Source organism: Williamsia muralis (assembly GCF_051487485.1).
Lineage (GTDB): Bacteria > Actinomycetota > Actinomycetes > Mycobacteriales > Mycobacteriaceae > Williamsia > Williamsia muralis_B.
This window is the reverse complement of the sequence record NZ_JAHVCV010000015.1, coordinates 47,140-65,589: the sequence shown is the minus strand read 5'-3', so window position 1 is coordinate 65,589 and position 18,450 is coordinate 47,140. Positions and strand designations below refer to the sequence as shown.

The 18,450-nt window shown below is 60.0% G+C and carries 20 protein-coding genes; 12 read left to right on the top strand and 8 right to left on the bottom strand.

From position 1 onward, the window contains the following. Positions 1-116: 116 nt before the first annotated feature. On the bottom strand, positions 117-641 hold the full coding sequence (locus KXR83_RS25985; protein ID WP_437427194.1) for an ATP-dependent DNA ligase: 525 nt from the start codon (positions 639-641) through the stop codon (positions 117-119). Positions 642-986: 345 nt separating this feature from the next. Here KXR83_RS25985 and KXR83_RS25980 point away from each other — a divergent pair, with 345 nt between their 5' ends. Continuing rightward, positions 987-1,193, top strand: a complete 207-nt coding sequence (locus tag KXR83_RS25980) for a hypothetical protein (RefSeq protein WP_247206247.1) — start codon at positions 987-989, stop codon at positions 1,191-1,193. A 91-nt stretch (positions 1,194-1,284) separates the two neighbouring features. Here KXR83_RS25980 and KXR83_RS25975 read toward each other — a convergent pair whose 3' ends face one another. Beyond that, the gene (locus tag KXR83_RS25975) at positions 1,285-2,385 is read right to left on the bottom strand and encodes a GmrSD restriction endonuclease domain-containing protein (RefSeq protein ID WP_437427192.1); all 1,101 of its coding nucleotides are present in this window, start codon (positions 2,383-2,385) and stop codon (positions 1,285-1,287) included. Positions 2,386-2,597: 212 nt separating this feature from the next. On the opposite strand from KXR83_RS25975, the gene KXR83_RS25970 reads away from it, so the two are divergent. Then, complete coding sequence (locus KXR83_RS25970; RefSeq protein WP_437427191.1) at positions 2,598-3,557, top strand: hypothetical protein; 960 nt, start codon at positions 2,598-2,600, stop codon at positions 3,555-3,557. 712 nt (positions 3,558-4,269) lie between these two features. On the opposite strand, the gene KXR83_RS25965 is transcribed toward KXR83_RS25970, so the two are convergent. Then, the gene (locus KXR83_RS25965; protein WP_437427190.1) at positions 4,270-5,001 is read right to left on the bottom strand and encodes a hypothetical protein; all 732 of its coding nucleotides are present in this window, start codon (positions 4,999-5,001) and stop codon (positions 4,270-4,272) included. A 52-nt stretch (positions 5,002-5,053) separates the two neighbouring features. Beyond that, positions 5,054-6,172 carry a NucA/NucB deoxyribonuclease domain-containing protein gene (locus KXR83_RS25960; protein WP_437427189.1) on the bottom strand — a complete coding sequence of 373 codons (1,119 nt, stop codon included), beginning with the start codon at positions 6,170-6,172 and terminating at the stop codon, positions 5,054-5,056. Positions 6,173-6,527: 355 nt separating this feature from the next. Here KXR83_RS25960 and KXR83_RS25955 point away from each other — a divergent pair, with 355 nt between their 5' ends. Continuing rightward, the gene (locus KXR83_RS25955; RefSeq protein WP_437427193.1) at positions 6,528-7,130 is read left to right on the top strand and encodes a DUF6461 domain-containing protein; all 603 of its coding nucleotides are present in this window, start codon (positions 6,528-6,530) and stop codon (positions 7,128-7,130) included. Between the two features lie 140 nt (positions 7,131-7,270). Continuing rightward, a complete protein-coding gene (locus KXR83_RS25950; protein ID WP_437427188.1) occupies positions 7,271-8,122 on the top strand; it encodes a hypothetical protein in 852 nt (283 codons plus the stop codon). A 145-nt stretch (positions 8,123-8,267) separates the two neighbouring features. On the opposite strand, the gene KXR83_RS25945 is transcribed toward KXR83_RS25950, so the two are convergent. Beyond that, positions 8,268-9,044: a hypothetical protein gene (locus KXR83_RS25945; RefSeq protein ID WP_437427187.1), complete on the bottom strand. Its 777-nt coding sequence runs from the start codon at positions 9,042-9,044 to the stop codon at positions 8,268-8,270. A 694-nt stretch (positions 9,045-9,738) separates the two neighbouring features. Here KXR83_RS25945 and KXR83_RS25940 point away from each other — a divergent pair. The 8 genes from KXR83_RS25940 to KXR83_RS25905 all read left to right on the top strand — a co-directional run bounded on the left by KXR83_RS25940 (position 9,739) and on the right by KXR83_RS25905 (position 16,949). Next, positions 9,739-10,269 carry a hypothetical protein gene (locus tag KXR83_RS25940; protein WP_437427186.1) on the top strand — a complete coding sequence of 177 codons (531 nt, stop codon included), beginning with the start codon at positions 9,739-9,741 and terminating at the stop codon, positions 10,267-10,269. A 336-nt stretch (positions 10,270-10,605) separates the two neighbouring features. Next, a complete protein-coding gene (locus KXR83_RS25935) occupies positions 10,606-11,283 on the top strand; it encodes a hypothetical protein (RefSeq protein ID WP_247207387.1) in 678 nt (225 codons plus the stop codon). Positions 11,284-11,464: 181 nt separating this feature from the next. After that, entirely contained in the window at positions 11,465-11,722 is a 258-nt protein-coding gene (locus KXR83_RS25930; RefSeq protein ID WP_437427185.1) for a helix-turn-helix domain-containing protein, read from the top strand. A 152-nt stretch (positions 11,723-11,874) separates the two neighbouring features. Beyond that, positions 11,875-12,423 carry a hypothetical protein gene (locus KXR83_RS25925; protein WP_437427184.1) on the top strand — a complete coding sequence of 183 codons (549 nt, stop codon included), beginning with the start codon at positions 11,875-11,877 and terminating at the stop codon, positions 12,421-12,423. A gap of 215 nt (positions 12,424-12,638) precedes the next feature. Beyond that, positions 12,639-13,448, top strand: a complete 810-nt coding sequence (locus KXR83_RS25920; protein WP_437427183.1) for a hypothetical protein — start codon at positions 12,639-12,641, stop codon at positions 13,446-13,448. 187 nt (positions 13,449-13,635) lie between these two features. Continuing rightward, the gene (locus KXR83_RS25915; RefSeq protein WP_437427182.1) at positions 13,636-14,274 is read left to right on the top strand and encodes a serine recombinase; all 639 of its coding nucleotides are present in this window, start codon (positions 13,636-13,638) and stop codon (positions 14,272-14,274) included. Between the two features lie 306 nt (positions 14,275-14,580). Beyond that, entirely contained in the window at positions 14,581-15,777 is a 1,197-nt protein-coding gene (locus KXR83_RS25910; protein ID WP_437427181.1) for an adenine-specific methyltransferase EcoRI family protein, read from the top strand. Beyond that, complete coding sequence (locus KXR83_RS25905) at positions 15,774-16,949, top strand: HNH endonuclease family protein (RefSeq protein ID WP_437427180.1); 1,176 nt, start codon at positions 15,774-15,776, stop codon at positions 16,947-16,949. Before KXR83_RS25910 ends, KXR83_RS25905 begins: the two co-directional genes overlap by 4 nt. A 50-nt stretch (positions 16,950-16,999) precedes the next feature. Here KXR83_RS25905 and KXR83_RS25900 read toward each other — a convergent pair whose 3' ends face one another. The 3 genes from KXR83_RS25900 to KXR83_RS25890 form a co-directional block, all read right to left on the bottom strand. Further along, the gene (locus tag KXR83_RS25900) at positions 17,000-17,470 is read right to left on the bottom strand and encodes a hypothetical protein (protein WP_437427179.1); all 471 of its coding nucleotides are present in this window, start codon (positions 17,468-17,470) and stop codon (positions 17,000-17,002) included. Positions 17,471-17,579: 109 nt separating this feature from the next. Beyond that, positions 17,580-17,960: a hypothetical protein gene (locus KXR83_RS25895; protein ID WP_437427178.1), complete on the bottom strand. Its 381-nt coding sequence runs from the start codon at positions 17,958-17,960 to the stop codon at positions 17,580-17,582. Between the two features lie 246 nt (positions 17,961-18,206). Next, positions 18,207-18,416, bottom strand: a complete 210-nt coding sequence (locus KXR83_RS25890; protein WP_437427177.1) for a hypothetical protein — start codon at positions 18,414-18,416, stop codon at positions 18,207-18,209. Positions 18,417-18,450 lie beyond the last annotated feature (34 nt).

The following is an 18,450-nucleotide window of genomic DNA, read 5'->3' as shown; positions in this document are numbered from 1 at the left end:
GAGATGCAATCACTGAACCGATCCGTGGCAAGTCGACGGCACCGTCCGCCAGTGCGTACCGCTTGTTTGCCGCTCCTGCGTCCATTCCGCCCCCCGGGATTCAGTCGGACCCTAGCTCACATCGGCTGTTTGGTGCAGTTAACTCTCCAAGACGAAGAGCGCCTTCCAGTGTGGTAGGTCGAGGTAAGGCGTTTGGCGACAATGCCTTCCAGGCCGTGGTCGCGGGCGATGTCGAGCATCACCTGCCCGTCAACATCGGTCCAATACGGCGGGGCTTGCACCGACGTGTCCGCCAGCGCCAGCCCGTCGAGAATGCCGCGGCGGTCGAGATAGGGCAGGGAAGTGGTGTCCTGGCCGTCCAGGGCCAAGATGTCGAAGGCATAGAACGCCGCCGGCACCGCCCGAAGCACCTGCGGGCTGGGTTTGGGAATCCGGAGCCGTCGCTGCAACCGGTTAAACGAGGGCCGCCCGTCCGCATCGAGTACGACGATCTCGCCGTCGAGAATCGCCTGCCGGCCGCCCACCGCCGCTGGCACACCAGCCACTATCTCGGGGAAGTGGGAGGAAAAGTTGTTGCGGTGCCGACTCCACACATACGTTCTCCCAGAACCGGTTTCGGCCAGCGCCCGAGTCCGTCCCACTTGAACTCGAACGCCCAACCCTCCCCAGACGGGGCTTCACCCAAGGTGGCAAGCATCGGATCCGGAACAGGCGGCACCCGTTCAGGATGCCCCGCCGGCAGGGACGGCACACGTGCTGCGGTCCGGCCACGATGCCAGGCGGCCGGTGAGGTGCAACGACAAGTACAGGTGCTGGCGCGACACCCGCAAACACGCCGGGTGCCTTGCCCTCGAATCAGTGCTGGGCACGACGCCAAAGGGGTGCGAATCAGGGGTTGATGGCGGCGATCCGGTCGTCGAACGCTCCTACGATGGTGGCGGTGTGCCGAACCCGGTACACCGAGCCGAGCACAGGAGGTCATTTTCATGGGTGGAATTGCCGACAAGTTCGACAAGGCATACGAGGAAAAGCCGATCAGTGAGCTCGCTGACGCCCCCGTCGAGGCGCTCCAAGGTGTCAGCCCGGGCGATGCCCAGCACCTCAAAGAGGCGTTCAACATCAAGACCGTGCGCGATCTGGGCACCAACAAATACTTCCTGTGGGCCCAGGCAGTCGCCAAACTTGCCGACTAGCCAACCCAGACAACGAAAGCCGCGACCCTCCAACAGGGTCGCGGCTTTCCGTCTGTCAGTGACCGGCACGGTGTGGGCCTGGTCGGTGTGGTCAGGTTTCGCAGGCCACGCCGTCGCCGTCGCGGTCAAGTTTGCTGCTGTACCCGGGTTGGCCGGCATAGATCGGGGCAGCCCCAGCCGCCCGGACTGCGGCACAGTTCGCATACGACACCGACGGTGCCCCCACGGTCGGTGGCAGCGTCTCGGTCGGGAGATTGCCCTGGTACGGCGCATCAGCAGGGCCCTCAGGGGCTACCTCTGCCGGCGCGACAGGCTCTGGAGTGGGGGAGGCTGGCGGGCGAGGAGCATTCGCTGCCTGGCCGCGGCCGACACTGATAGTCGGCGAGGTGGCCCCACAGCCAGCGAGGACTCTGGCGATAGCGTCCTTTTCGGCTTCGGTCACCCACAGCTGGTAGGCGGCTTTGACCTCGACCTGGCGGGACACATACGTGCAGCGGTAGGCGTCGCTCGGCGGCAACCAGGTCGCCGCATCTCCGCCGCCCTTTTGCTGGTTGATCGGGCCGTCGGTGGCCTGCAAATTACGGGGATCGTTCGCGAAATCGGCACGCTGGGTGGGGGAGAGCTGCTGGGCGCCCTTCTGCCAGGCATCCGACAACGCGACCACGTGGTCGATCTGGACTGCGCTCGAGGTGTCCTGCCCGCGCACGAAACCGATGGTGGTTGCGGTGTACGGATCGACCAGGGTGCCGGTCTGTACCGCGCACCCATTCGACCCGGCCTTGAGCACGAGGTCGGTGAGATCGCGGCGCAGAATGTCGTTGCGGGTGTCGCAGCCATTGCGCCCGCCCTCCACGCTCACGTCGTCGGTCCATGCCGCACCGAACAACGCCCGGTCGTACCCGGTCTTCGGGGCACGGCCCTTGACCGCGAGCGTGTCGAGGATCGCCAGCACCGCGTTCGCGTCTGGAGTCGTCGACACCGCAGGTGCCGCAAGCGGGGTTTCCGCAGCGGACGACGTCGCCGTGGCGACTGACGAGGTTTCAGCCACCCGTGCGGGCGTATCCTCCCCCGGCGAGCCACACGAGACCAGCCCGGCAGCCACCACACCGATCACGACAACACCTGCGACCGACCACCGACGACCCGGGGTCGACGAGGGCGGGGGAGAACGCGTCACACCACGGTCAGACACCACAGGAACCTTTCGAGAAACTAACGAGATTACATAGCTCCCAAAACGTTTGGTGGACGTACCGAGTGCCAACTAGGTATAGCACTCGCGGCCGCGCGGGAGGTTGCTCGTTGTGACGCAAAGGCGCAGTTGGCCGTTTTGATCATGATCGAGGGCGATGCCAAACAAGCTGGGGCCAGATCTGGTACAAGAATCAAAACACAGGGGGTTGAGTGAGTACGGACTCATTTGTTGATCGGGCACGGGAAAACGCCAGAGAGGGATTGTGGCTAGCGAACGCGGTGGCCGCCGTGGGAGGCGCCGCCACCGCGATCGGCGTAGTCCTCGGTGCACTACCCCCTGGAGCCGTACCGGTAGCAGCCGTGGCGACAGTGCCGCTTGGGTGGGGATGGTGGAAGAGCAGTCGGAAGGCAAGCGCGGCTCTCGCCCAGCTGGCTGAGGCCGACGCGGAGGTGGCTGAGCTTAAGGCGGAGGTGGTTGAGCTCAAGGAGCGATACGACCGCAAGTACTCGGTCTTCGCATCGCGATGGGAATACAAGCCCGGTGTCGTCGATGTCAATCACTGGGCGGCTAGAAACATTGGTCAGCGGAAGTTCGTCGCACTCAAACCAATTCAGTTCTTCACCTGGGTTACCCTGCGACGCTCCGATCAGGATATTCCCTTAGACGGGGCTGCAGTTACGCGACTGGTCACAACGAGATCGGGGGGAGGGGATTGCATACGTCACCCCTTCCACTCGCAGACGTCATCTTTGCAATGGAGGGTTGAGTTTGACCCACCGCTAAGGGTTGGGGAAGAGGCAAGTCTCGACTATGAGATCGAGATACCGCAAGATCGGGCCGCAACGGTAGCAGCGTTGCGTGCCAGACCACGAGCGAAGCATCCCCCGCCGGGCGAGTCCGAGTACGCGCAGATGGAACCGGGGTACCAAATGGACAACTTCGTGTTCGAGATTGTAATACCAAAGGTCCTGGGATCGTCCCATCACGGCATGCAGGTGTATCGCCGAGACGTCCTAAACCGCGCTGAAGAGCAATATCTTGTCGACAACGATCTTCACTCTGTCACGAGCGTGACCGTGAACGGCGAAGAATCCTGGCTCCTGCGAATCGCAAGAAGTACGCCGCCGATAGGCCTGACATACCGGCACTTCTGGCATCTGCCCAACTAGTTGATGTTGACCGGCCGTGCTCACGGCGGCCACGCTCCTACATTGGCCCAAGTAGACAGCAGGTAGCTGACCCGCGTGTAACCACGAAAACTGCCCGATTGCTATTCATTGCTTGAACTACTTGCATTGAGTTTAAATCGAACGAAGTAATCCGAACGGACGATAAAAAATGCTCCGTATTGGCGGTACTATCACGCGCTAATCGGAGAACGCGCGTTTCCTGATTGTCTCCGTTTGCAAAGGCGTGCAGCGCATCAAGCTGCATAGTTCCCATTCTGGGGCTATCGTTAGTCTTGTTTATGATCTTCGGCTTAAGGGAAGGGAAATTCGAACACGTTGGGCCGATGAGTAGCCCCACCATCTCAGCGCGCGTATTGGTTCGGGTGATAACTTTTGAGGATTGCTATCGACTGCTGTGACGAGGGGTGACAACGGTGGCGCAGACAAAGGCTTTCGCAACCCGACTCGATCCCAGATTGATTCGGGCAGTGAAGATGCAGGCAGCTGAGCGGGGACTTCTGCTTCAAACTGCGGTGGCGCAGGCGCTTCGCCAGTGGCTGAAGTCGAGTGATGGTGCCAGCGACAGATCGGGGGTAGAGAATTGATCATTCTCTACCCCCGACACCGACGAGCTAGTTTAGCCGAACGCAGCCCTCGCTGATCTAGACCAGTTGGCCAGAGCTGTAACGGCAGACGGCCTGTTCATTTGAAGTCAGTCACCAAAGGTGAACTGGCCAATCACCTGGGACCCTTCCTTGTCGTAGACATTTACTGTGCGGGGTCCGCTGGTCAACGTGACGGCTTCGGCGGGTGACGTTGCGGTCGGTCCGTTCAAATCTGCAGATTTGATGTAGCCGACTTTGCCGTTCGTGGCATACGCCTGGACGAGGTCGGGAATGTCTGCGTCGCTTTCCGCTTTAGCGGCGCTGCCATAGCTGTCGCCGTTGGCGTTGGTCCCGCTGGTCACCGCAGCGGTTTCGGGGGTGTTGGCGTTCCGGGCGGCGGGTGCAGTCCAGTTGAGTGGGTTGCTCGGGAAGGTGACCGACTGGTCGAATGTGAAGTTGGTGGGGTTCCACACAGCGACGAATCCGTGGCTGTTGTAGGAACCTGATCCACACGTGGCGGTGGTCCCGACCACCAGTTGAGTGGCGGCGTTGGTGTTGTACACGTAGTCGATGGCCTCGCACAGAACTCCGGACTTGAAGAGTCGGGGCCGTACGCCGATTGTTCCTGGGGCGTCTTCGGCACCGAACGTCTGCCAGATCTTCGACTCGGCGACGAGGTTCGGTGAGTTGATGATGGTGGAGTTCGTCAGATGTGATGTGCCGGCAGGTCCTGTCCAGCCCACCTGTGACGCGGCCTGAGCAGTCCCTGGAGTAGCGATCGCTATGCCGACGGACAATCCAAGTCCTGCCATGGCGGTGACAACCCGTTTAATACGCATCTAGCTTCCTTTCTAGTGGATTACATACGGCTCTGTTTCGCGGGATATTTATCTAGGGACCGGTTTCGACCCAGAAAGCATCCATAGCTGCGGGGTAATTTATGATCCTGTTCTTGCTGTAGAAGTCCAGCATGTTGCCGCCTTGGATGCGCTGCTCCTTCAGTGGAACCCAGCGGATATCACCCTCGCCTTGGTTTTCGTAGGTGCTGGCGAAGGGATATTCGTCGCAGGAGGGGGTGTCGCCGTCTGAATAGATCGGGCGCTCAGGAATTAGCTGATTGATCCGAGCCTGGCTGCAAGAGGCTCTATTGTTTTCGTCTGCCGCGAACGAGTTCACGCGATGGAGAGGTGTATCCGAACCGTACCCGTAGACGGCTTGAACATCCGAAATATGATCGGTGATCAGCGGCATCTGGTAGTGCGAGTAGGTGACGGTGGGCCAGTAATCCGGATTGACACAACCAGGCGTACTTGTGCTAAACCCGTCGGCGTTGTCACATCGAACCGTGTTCCCAAACAGTTGCAATCCCGAAACGACGATCGGCTTTGTGTTCGGTGGAATCGTATAGGTCCACTTGAAGCTGAACTGCGAGTCTGCGTAGGTCAGTCGCTCCATCATTGTCCGGGTGTAGTAGCTGAGCTGGTACTCCCTGGACTCAATTCCGGCCGATACAGGTGTCGCGACCTCGAATACCTGCCGTAGTTGAGGACCAGTTGACCTAATTTTTTCAGATGCATTCAACTTGACAGTGAAAGTGCCACCGTCGACGCCAGTGACAAGCTCTTTGCTCATGGATACGAACACATACATTGTGCTGCGAAGGCTGTTTCGGTCATGCTGGAAAGCGAGTGAGACGATTGCTCGATACTGGCCGATGGTGGCGCCTTGATTGTTGATCTGATACAGAAGGGTCTCGGTGGATGTGCACGAGGCCATTCGACTTGGGCAGTCGATTCCTACTGTTGCCGCTGCAGCTCTCGCTTCAGGACTGTTTACTTTCGGCGGCCCTTGCTTCGAAGTAATGGACGTAATCGAGTTTTTGTCGGCCGCCGGCGGTTGGGGGGACGGTGACGACGGTGCACCATTGGCCGCACCAACCCCCACGAGCAAAACGCTGGCAAGAAACGAAATTAAGACAAGGCTGTAGCGCGAAATCCTATTGTTGATCATCGGCGAGACCCTCCACTGGGAAAGACATGAATGGCGTGTGCATCGCGCTAATCGGTGGGTGACGACTCGCCATATCGAAGATTACTGCAATTGAATTGTGACAGTCTACGTTTGTTAGTTTGTTAGTTTGTTAGTTTGTTAGTTTGTTAACGGAGGGCGAGCAACCATTTACATAAAGTCTAATATGAAGCGCTAGTTCATTAACCAATGAGTGTTCAAGTCGAGTTATCAATGCTTCGATAGCACTCAAGCGCGAGGATCCCGGTAGGCAGGAGGCCTATAACAGGCCGCCAGAAGCTCTTATAGATCTGATCAACAGGCAGCCAGAGCGGAGCTGGCCTAACGTGTTGGTGTGATGTACGAGAACTACGCTTGGACTTCAAGGGCGACCGACCTGTTCAACGGTTTTTCTCTCACGTATGTGCGTGACGCCACCGTGGCCGGCGTGATCGACAGCCTCCCGACCGTTGGCGATGAGGTCCGGTCCGCTGACTTCAGGACACTTGCAGAAGGCTCCAGCCGCTTGCGGGAGGAGGTCGGCGGCGAGCGTCAGTATGTTGGACTATTTCAAGTGAACGAGTGGTCGGTTATGTACGAGAGCAACGGCTACGTAGGAGCGACCCCCTCCATCAGTGGACCACTCTCGCTGGGCCGTGAAGTGATCTCCCACCATCGCAACATCAGCAACGCGCTCGAAACTTTCCACCGGTTCGTAGACGGTGAATTGCGGACGCATTTCCAGCCCAAATTTCCGGACATGCGCTATGGAACATCTCCAGACGAACTGCTTCCCATGATGCATGAGATAGGCGGGTTCAACCTCACTGACGCCGATACGTTCACAGCAAACGACACCATGGCCGCGACCTTCGCCCTTTGCGACGCACTCAGCGGCCTGCAGTTGAGCCCTGCGCTACTGCGGAACAGCCGGTACGAAATAGCTGAAGTGGTGCTGTGAGTGGCCCAAGGGCTGATTGGCTGACGGCGAGCGTGTGGCACGGGCATGCCACACCTTTTTGTGGAAGCTGTGTCTGAGGCGCCCGGTACTTTTGTCAGTGTCGCGGCGACGCGCCGAGCGTCGGTCCATGGAGGGGAGCTGTGGTGGTCTCGTTTGAAGCGTTCCGTGTTTTGTGGTGGCTGGCTGGTGGCCCAGATTCGCCCCGCCCGCCGGATGAGCTGTGCCCAAAACCAAATCAGCGGGCCGTCTACGACGAGCTGGCTCACGCCGGCCTCGTGCGAGACACCCTCACGGACGGTGACATCAACTTCAACTTCGTCCTGTCTGAGCGCGGGCAGGTTGAAGCTCGTAACGTTGCCGCGGTCTACAGGGTCGAACTCGCGCAACGTCGAGTTCTTGAGTGGTTGCGGACCAGCTCGGATCTCGATGGCCTGCTGGGCTCGGATTTGGCCGCTGACTACTCGGGCAGGCTGACTGAAGAGGAAATCAACGAGGCGGCAGAAGAACTCGAAGATTTACGCCTAGTGAAAGGTCGGAAACTGGCGGATGGGACCTTCTTCTTCGTCGAGACAACACCGGCCGGGAAGAGAGCGCTGCGAGGGCCTTCTCCCATCTCGGGGCGCCCACCTGGACCCACGAGTGTGACGACGACCAGCTTCGCTGCCAACAATTACGGGAACCAGACCATCGGGAACCAGAACATCGGTGGAGTGGGCGCCGTGATGTCGGCGGAGGTCACTCAGAACCAGGGTATTTCGCTGACCGAAGCCGTGGCTGTACTTGAGCAGCTGCGCTCGGCAATCCTTGCTGCCCCCGGTCTTGACCCCACAGGCAAAGATGAAGTAGTCGCCGAGGTCGACGGAATGATCCGTAAGGCCAGCAAGTATGGGTTGAACTGGCTGAAGAAGGCGGCGATCGCTTTCTCCGATGAGGTAGCAGCAGTGTGCGGGCCGGCTATGGCCGATCAGTTCTTGCCCCAGATTACGGGATGAGGGGCAACCCGCAGCGCTATGGGCGAGGCCCAGCCGATGAAGTGGTTTAACCGTGACCTTGCCCGAAGAAGTAGCGCGCCGAAGGCGGGCGCGGCGCGAGACCACTGTCCTTCCGAATAGATGACAGCTTCATATCACGGAGTTGTCAGACTTTTGCTTTAGGATTGTTCTTAGTCGGTTTGCGGCGCAACTTCTTTCGGCTTCCTGATTCGACTATTGGCTCTGGTCCTGCGGTCCGCGCCCGCGGGGTGAGTTCGTAGACCTTGCGGCGGCGGCGGGTGTCGAAGGTGTTCGAGTAGCCGCTTTTCGCGAGGCTTTGCGACTCGACTCGGAGTAGACCGAGATCGATCAACTCTTGGGTGCCTGCGGCCCTCGTTTTGTGTGAGATGTTGTATCGCTTGGGAAACTCGGCGGTGCTGAACCAGACCTTTTCGCCCTCGCCTGCCTGTTCGGCCAACAGGATCAGCAGCATGACGAGTCCCGGCCCTTTGAGGCTCTGAATGTAACCACGCGTCCACAGGCGTTTGGGTACTTTGAAGTACATGTCTTCGGCAAGAACGCTTTTCGCTTCTCCATTCTGCTTCGCCAACGTGTAAGCAGTGGAGGGCAGGCGATAGTCACGGCCGGTGCCGGCTTCGTCCCGGAGCCAGACGATGTTGGGGTACCCGGGATTCTCTTCGATCGCGATAAGGTTCGCCGCCTCGAGAGTCTTCATCGCACTCTTGATCCGTCGAGTGCCCTTGCCCTCGGGGTCGTCGAGGTTCAGCAGGGTCGCCCACGCTCGGGCTGGCTTGTCTGTCGAGAACGGGGGAGCTGAACACCGCCAGATGAGAGCCAAGTAGAGCTTGAGCGCCACTACTCCGCTCCGACCCCCGCTGTACACGCCCGCCATCGGCGCAACCGGATCGGCGTCGGCGGCCATAGGGCGAACAAATGACTTCCTGACCGGAGGGTCGACTCGTCGGCCGGCTGATCCAGCCATTTCGCGGACTGCAGAGCGAGCCGGTCGGGGGAGGGCAGGAGCGCGGCGGACAGGAAAGACAATCTTGAGGAATCGCTCGTCGCTCCCTTCCCCCGAGCCGGGTAGGATCAGGGCAGACGATTTTCCTTCTACGCTCTCAGCGGTACTCATATCGCCCTCTCTTACTTCGCTCCAACAGCGAACCCGTGCCTGCACCACGAGCGTACCGCTTCCTCACCCAACAGCGTATCTATTTAATTACCACAAACGTACGGCGCGACATTATAGAAACAGATAGTATCGATGTCAAGAGAGAAGGGTTGCATGTGTTGGAACGCACTGCTACGATTCTTGTAGTCGCCAGGGAAGAACGGTCGATCGGGAAGGTCACTCCGAAGCCATCGGAGCGGACAGTGGCCCGGTTCACTTGACTTCGTCTCGCCTGGGCGGCGTGGGAGCGGTAGCTGAGGACGGAGCAAGCGGAATCCGAAGCGCAGGTTGCCGGTCGTGTCTGTGTCGACATCGCCGGGGCCTGAATCCGTGAACAGCAAGAGGGCGTCCACTTATGGGAGTGGGCGCCCTTCTTGCTGCTGCCCGCCGAAACCCGAGTCCCTGAACCGATTGCACGTAACCATAGACGGGAAACAACAACACAATGACAACCCCCGAGCAACGGTGGAGTCTCCGCAATCGTGATCGAGTTGCCGAGCCACGCGACACGACGCTTTGGCTTGAATACGAAGTGGCCGGAACTTACAACATCGGAGCGGACTGGTCCGACGAGACCGCTGACGAACTGCTGCGCGAGTACCTCCGGACCTACTCACCCAGCGACCGCGAGATCCAGCTGCCGGCCGGTTACGTCCACATAACGTGGTCTGTACAGGGTGACCAGGCAGGGCCCGAGTTGGCGCCGTTCCAACGCAGCCACTACCCGGGTAGGCCCGACCGGGAAAACTTCCTAACCTTCTTTGAATGGCCAAGGAACGTGCACACAGACGAGCGCCTCGACTTCAACACACTCCCGGTCCGTCGCCTGCAGTGGAACGAAACCCATCATGACCCAGGGGGGTTCGTAAGCGAAGCAACTGGGTGGCACCCCGCGCCGATGCAACCCTGCCTCCATCTGGCCGGCCTGATCGCGGCCCACGACCATGAGGACCGCTTTACCCCGCTCGGCGAGTAGAGGACCCCGCTGCAACTATCCGCCAGCAACCGCGACCCGGTCCACATCTACTCCATAGTCGATCCGCGCGGGATCTCCCACCGGCGGCAACGACCTCGAACGAGACGACCACCCGTCGAACTGCTCTGCGGAACGGTTGGTCAAACCCCCGGACATGTCTGGGTATTCGTTACTGGAAGCGAAAGGCATTGCAGTGCAATGAGAACTTGCAACGAGACGTGTTCAGTGGGACGAATTGCCGGGCGCATGTTCGGGTGCCACTGATTGAGCGGTCGGGCCCGTTCGTTTTGGTGTGGCTCGTGGTGAGGTCCGCAGTGTTGCCGGTACCGTCGCTGTATGGCCTACACCGCCGAGCAGTTGCGTGGCCTCGTCGACGCCTGCGAACAGTTCCGCGGCTCCCGGGCGCCGTCGGGCTACCGCGAAGGCTTGGCCCTCTGTGTGATCGACTCGATCCAATCGACAGGGGTTAGGTATTCCAGTGTCGAGAAGGTCGTCACCCGCTATCGTGCGTACCGCCGCGAGCAGGGTGGTGACCCGAACCTCGACGGTGTCCTTGAGTTGCTGGCCACCTTCGATGAGCTAGATGGCCCGGAGGGGTGGGCATGCAAGATCGGCAACAACAATCGCACCTCAAGCCGCAGTGGGGTTCTCAAGTCCCAGGTGATCGGTGATGCAGCCAGCGTGCTCGACGAAGCGGGGATCCGTACCACCGCCGACCTTCGGGCGGCGGCCGAGGACGAGGCGCAGCTCGCAATTATCGAGGCGGCTTGGCGCGCGATGGCCGGTCAAAAAAGCGGCATCACCTGGCACTACATGCAGATGCTGGCCGGGATCCCGGGCGTGAAGCCAGATCGGATGATCTGCCGATTCATCGCCGACTCATTGGGACTCACTCGCCGCGGCGTCACGCCGCCGTTCGCGCTGAAGATCCTGACGGCCGCAGCGAAGGAGATGGGCATGTCGCCTACCGATCTGGACCACGCTGTGTGGCAATTCCAGCGAAGCCGTAAGTAGTGACCGCGCCCGGGATCCTGTCGCCTGTCACGCCCGGTATCAGGGTGCCGTTACGTCACTGGTGACGAAACATATTGCCGCGCAATCGGTTACGCCGATAATATAGATTATGTCAAGTAGTACTTGTCGAAAGTGCAATGTGTCTCTTGACTTCGTGAGGCGCCACCTCGATACTCAAGTTGTGGCAACGGCACGTCTTGTCGAACTGATCGACACCCACAAGCACACCTACGGCGTCAGTGACGCCGAGCTGGCTCGACGAATCGGTGTCTCGCGGCAGAACTTAAATCTCTGGCGGACCAACGGCGTGCGCGGGCTGCCAGCCCGGACCACACTCGACGGCATCGCTACCGTCATCGGTCAGCCGTACCTGACCGTGCTCCAAGCGGTCCTGCGAGACGTGGGTTATCTCGACGACGGCCGGCCATGCGAACTCTGAAAACCAACAAGTTGGCGTTAGATAGCAACGTGACCAGAGTCGTGACAAGGCCAAAACGATTGACAATCGCGATCTTGATAGGCGTATCACTGGCCATTGGTGCGTGTGGAACATCTGTGGAGACGGTGGTGGAAACTAGTACCGTGATGTCGGTGACCACTCAGACAGTCACAGTAACTGAAGAAAATCGGCCGAATTTGGACTGTCAGGCACCCGCAATCAATCTGTTTGAAGTGACCTGGGAGAGAAAGTTTGGTCCCGGGATCCCTCCTGCGCTTGGGCCGCGCGACCCGATGGGCTTCACCTACTTTGCGGTCTACACCCCGCGGACGGCCGAAGTTCGGTTGCTCAACCTATCCCCCCACCGGATCGATACGAGAGGGATAAATTTTCAGGTTTCCTGGCAAATCCCGGAAGGCGCCATCATCTCGAACCGATACAACTGGGGTTTGCCTGCCAATACGCTGGTGGATCGTGAGTTCGGTTCTGTGCCTGCGGAGCCGTCTGGGGTTACGCAATTCCGTGAGGCTAAAAAAGTGGACGGCGGCGAAATTATCAGCTTCTCGCGCGACTATTCTGGAGAGTGGGATGCGCGGGTTATTGGTGGTGCCGAGCCCAGGACCTGGATAGAGCCTGACGGGATTGACTGGTGGTTTGCAGACAAGGACGTGCGCCAGCGGTGTGGCCAGAAGGAACCTTGACTCGAGTTTCACCATGGCGACCTGAGTCAGGCCCGGTAGCCAAGACCGCTTGCGGGAGAACGTAAAGAAACATTTATTAGTGTTAGCGATGCTCTCGCCGGGAGCATAGTCGTCTCGCGAAACTGACATAGTGCAAACTGCATCGTGCAACCTTATTTCCTGTCCTTGGGTACGGGTTTGCCCACAACAACCGCTATCGAATGACGGGACGAGGCATGGCAGGCGAGGAAGCACGGTACGAGGTCACTGAGATTAAGGCGATCCGGGGCACTGAGTCGAAAACGATCACAAAGAAGCAGCAGGAAGGTTGGGAGTTGGTCACCCAACAGGAGGGCCGTCTGCGAACAACCATGACCTTCCGTCGACCGAAGCGAAAAACCCCTTGGCAATTGTGGGCCGCGCTCGGCGGCGCCGGTGTCATCCTGGCAGGCATCGTTACCGTGGGGGCGCTGTTGGAAGACGACAGCGAGGCTGCCACGGCCGATGCCGTGGCAGCCTCGAGCGCCGAGCAGTCCTCCCCGCCGCCTGCTCCGGAACGGGAAGCGGAATCCTCAGCGTCGGCTAACCCGATGATCTGCGATACGGAGCCAATTTTTGGAGATCCATGCAAGTTCGGCCAGACCGCGATCTACAGCGACACGGTGCGTGCGGGCGAGGTGAAGCTGGAGATCACCGTGGGCGCTCCGGTCGAGTTCAAGCCGAGTGAGGACGCGAGCACTCTGTATGACCGATCGCCGCAGGCCGTGAGCGTCTACTTCCCGGTCACCGTCAAGAACATATCGCCGGAATTACCCCTCACTGACTGGATCCATACCGATGCGACAAACGCCGAACAGGGTGAAGCCGACACCGCGTCAGTGAGCGACGGCGACATCGACTTTCAGGCGGTCGGTGGAGTTGGCGGACTGCCTGTGGGCGAGTCGTTGAGCGTCAAGGATGGCTGGACCATGGCAACGCTTGACGGTGTCGAGTACAGCCTGTCGATTGATGGTCTGGCCGGATACACCATCACGTTCACGCGGTGATCCTGAGGTGACGGGCTAGCTCGCCGGGAACGATCGTTACCGCGACCGCCAGGTCCGCAACCAAGCAGCCCTGCGCGCTCCACTCGCTGTCTGACCTCGGGCCTACTGTGTCAACAAACGGGGGAAGTGGCCGCCAAACCTGCCGAGAGGGGTTGTTGTGAGTCTTGCAGCGGATCGGGTGTGGAGCGTGCGTGACGCGGTGCTGCTCTGGCTTTACGAGACGAAAATGAAGGGGCACCGGGCCCCGGTCGTTAACCTCGAAGACGTCGAGACCACCGCGGAGTGGGCTGCCGAATCGATCACCCCCGCCGAGCTCGTCGACGCCACCAACTACCTCAAAGCCGAGGGATACATCGCTGGTAGTGGAGCATTCGGCGGTGGTATTCCTCGGCCGATGATCACATCGGCCGGCGAGAACCGTGTCGCGGCCGGGTTGTCGGTCCGTCCCGGCCCGGAACGGCCAGCAAACACCACCGGCGTCACCAACAACTACACCGTTAACACTCACGCCCCAACCAACGTCGCGATTGGCAGTTACGATTTCACCCAAACGGTAACGCCGTCTAGTGAGCAGGCCGACCGATTGCTAGCCGTCGCCGACGCACTCGACAGCTTGGTGGCCTCCTCGTTACCAGCGATTGACCCCGAACGAGCGCAAACGATTGCCGGCGATCTAAGAACAGCGGCCGCCGAGCCGGAGCAGGACAAGAACAGGCTCGTGGCTATGCTCGCGGCCGCCATCGGCACCGTCGCCACCGCGGCGGGGAGTGAGGTGGGCCAACAGGTGACCGAGTTAGCCGTCAGCGCAATACAATCGCTGGGCTGAGGAAACCCCGTTCGCGAAGACTAGCCGTCACACCCCGCGCTCCCAGCGACCCGTTCAGTCAGGGAGAAGGTCAAATGCACTCATGGTGGAGACGGTCGGGCCGGTTATCGCGCTAACCGGGACGCCAACCTAGCTAGGAACTCGTGCGTCGAGGCCGCTGGTGTGCAGTCACTGAGAGGTGTGCGACCGCCTGCATCTCCTGAGTGCCGGTCGCAGATCATCGACTCCTGCCCCGAGACGCAACACCGGTACCTTCCCGGTCGAGCCTTCCCCCGGGGCTCCTTCGCCACCGACTACGATCGCTCCATGACAACCGCGGCGAAGAACAACAGCCTTGGGTCGGCCAGAACGGCGAAAAACGACGAGTTCTACACGCAGTGGGCCGACATCGAGCGCGAGATGAACGCCTACATGGAGTACGACCCCGACGTATTCCGAGACAAGGTAGTTCTCCTACCCTGCGACGACCCGGAGTGGTCCAACTTCACGAAGTTCTTCGCCCTGCATTTCGGGGAGTACGGCCTGAAGCAACTAATCTCGACGTCATACGCTCCCGATAGCAACCTAGATCTCGCGACCTACCAGCCGACGCTCTTCGAGTCAGCCGACCCCAAGTTCGACGAGGCCAGGACCCGCACCAACGGCAAAAAATTCGTACTTGGCCCAGAAGACATCAACGGTGACGGCAAGATCGACTTCGATGACCTTCAGTGGGAGTACCTCGACGGCGATGGCGACTTTCGCAGCGACGAGGTCACGCTGCTACGCGATCAGGCCGACATCGTCATCACGAACCCGCCGTTCAGCCTCTTCCGGGAGTTCATCGGCTGGCTGGTCGAGGCTGACAAGTCGTTCGTGGTCATCGGTAGCGGTAACGCGCCAACGACCAAAGAGATCTTCCCCCTCATCCGTGACAACAAGCTCTGGCTCGGCTACGGATTTGCCCGCGGCAACGCGTACTTCCGCGTGCCCGAAGGTTGCGAGAACGAGTACGCCAGCGGCGTCTTCGACGTATCCACCGGTCTAGTCAAGTTCCGTAACGTCAACTGGTACACCAATCTTGAACATGGACGCCGCCACGAGCCGCTACAGCTGATGACGGAGTCCGACAACGTTAAGTTCAGCAAACACAAGGAGGTGCGCGGCTTTGGCTATCAGCGATACGACAACTTCGACGCCATAAATGTGCCCTTTACTGATGCGATCCCCAGCGACTACGAGGGCGTCATGGGCGTCCCTGTCTCATTCCTGAGTCGGTACAATCCCGAGCAGTTTGAGATCGTCGGCATCACGACTAGCTACGACGGGCAACAGTCCAAGCGGTACCCGAAGCAAATCCAAATCAGCCCCAATGGGACGCGGAAGGACGTCGGCAAGCTCAACGATGCACCTTCGATTAGAGTCGCCTCCCCACCGGAGGGAAAGACCTACTACGAAGTCGAGGGTGAGACGTACGTCCTTGCGTACCACCGGATTCTCATCCGACGGAAGACCGCCGCATGAAGACCGATCTACAGCAGTACACCGTCGCCCAGGTAACTGAGGGCTTCATTTACAACGAACACGAAGGCAAAGGCCTGTTTGGCCTCGACGGCAAGCTCATCATTCAACCCGAGTATCAGCGCCACTACATCTACGGAGACGGCAAGAAGGACGTCGCCGTCATCGACTCCCTGCTGAAGGGGTATCCACTTGGCCTGATCTACTTCAACGTTGCCGATCCGTCGACAGGTGTCATGGAGGTCCTCGACGGACAGCAGCGCATTACAAGCGTGGGCAGGTTCGTCGTCGGCAAGTTCGCAATCACTGTCAATGGCCGTATGCAGACCTTCAGCTCACTGCCCAAGAATCTTCAGGACAAAATCACCGAAAGCCAGCTCCTAGTCTACGCGTGCGAAGGCACCGAGACAGAGATCAAGGAATGGTTCCAGACAATCAACATCTCCGGCGTGGAACTGAAGCGCCAAGAGTTATTGAACGCCATCTACTCTGGTCCGTTCGTCACTGCCGCCAAGGCCGTGTTCTCGAACTCGAACAACTCGAACATGCAGAAATGGCAGTCTTATGTCAAAGGAGATCCGAAGCGCCAGGAGATTCTCGAAGAGGCACTTCAATGGATCTCCGACGCTCAGGGCGTCAGTGTCGAGACCTACCTCGCCACACACCGGCACGACTCCAATTGCAAACAGCTGGAGACGTACTTCCTGACCGTCATCGACTGGGTTAGCGCCACTTTCGTCCGACCTCCCGACAGAGAAATGCGTGGGCTGGATTGGGGCCGGATCTACGAGCGCTACCACTTGAAGTCGTACAGCCCGACGACGCTCGACGCCGAAGTCGACCGCCTCCGAGCTGATGAGGCTGCTACCAGCAACAAAGGCATTTACGAGTACCTCCTGAGCGGGGCCACCAGGCCAGAGTTGCTTACGATCCGGCTGTTCGACAAGAGGGTTCAAACCTCGGCATACGCGAACCAGACCAGCGCCGCCCAGAATGCCGGAATTTCAAACTGTTCAATATGCGCATCCGGCACTAACGCCAATGCCACCCGAATCTACAAACTGGGCGAGATGGAGGCCGACCACGTCACCGCCTGGTCGAAGGGCGGTGGCTCGGTGCTGGCCAACTGCGAGATGCTATGCATCACCCACAACAGGGCGAAGGGCAACAAGTAGAGGCTGCCGCGACATCAAGCCCTCTACCGTGAACACCTGGTTGCGACTGGTCAATACTGCGGGACAGCTACGCGTCGACCCTCGGGCTCGTTGCGGCACGTGACCCGGAAGGACGAGGGTGCATCTGCGAGTGAGAAATCAATCGTGGCATTGCGCTCAAGCTTGGGCGCGTCGTAGCGGACGCCGACAGTACCGCTGCGGCCCTCACGGTCGATCTCCACGTCGTACTGCGTCTCAGTGCCGCGGTTGCGTAGGCAGAAAACGTGCTCGCCGGAACGTTCTATCCCCCAATCGATTGACTGTGGTCCAGCGCCGACGACGGTCGCGCTCATTGCCTCGATGGCTACCGCCTGCCGGTTCGCGAGTGCAAGAGCAGCGGCCGCCCGCTCCTCGGCGTTGTTCGCGCGCGTCTCAGCCGCAGCGGCCGCCGCTTTAGCGCCCCTTGACTGCCATAACGCCAACAGTGCGAACACGGTGGGAATGACGAGCCCTGCAAGTGCGATTGTGTCCGACGATTCCATGATGGACATCGTCACAGACCACAGCGACCAACCGCAGCCTGAACAACGACCGCAACACAAAAGGCCGGCCACAGAGAGTGCGGCCGGCCATCTGCATCCCCCGCAGGTCTTAGTCGATGCGCGGGATCTCCACGCCCTTGCCCGCGAGCTCGTCGACCACCTCGGGCGACGCCGTATGCCAGGTGTCTGGATCCAGATCACCCCACGGAACCCCAGCCACATCACCATGAGTGACCTGCTGATACGCATACTCAAACCGATACTGCACCGCCAGATAGTCCATGCCGCCCTTGGTCAGCACGTGATAGTACGTCGGGACCGCCCGGTCAATCTTGACCCGATACTGCCGTGAGAAGCCAACTTTCAGCGCCCCACCCTCACCACCGTTGGTCCCCAGGACCCCGACGTCGGCCTTCCCCGACTGCGGATTGACCGGCAACACATTCGCCGACCAACCACCCACAGGCTTGCGTTCACTGTCCTGCCGCACCTGCAACGGCGTATCCCACCCAATCGGCGGAGACGCCGGATTCAACCCCTCCGGCCCCACTCGCACATCCGAGATCCGCAACGTCCCCCGAGAATCCCGAGCACCATCGCCATACAACGGCTCCCCCGGCAACCCCGAATGCAGCACAATTCATTTCGTCACGGGTGACGATACATAGGTGGATCTCAAGCTAGGCCGTCGTCGCCGAGCTCGGAAGTTTTGATAACGACGCCGTCTAGTTTTTGTTCAGGTGAGTAGCTCGACGAGGCCGACGACGCCGAGCAGCAGACCGATCACCGCCGCCATGGTCAGGACCATGGCGAGGTCGGCTCCGATCAACGACCCCGACGAGCGCGTTCGGCGGTGATCGCTGCGTGTGGTCGGCGGGCGCAGCGGTACCGGATCGACGGGATCGTCGGCCGCAGCGATCTCTTCGGGCGGGTTCGTGGTGCTCATCGAACACCCGGTGTCGTAGTGTCGTACCGTCCCG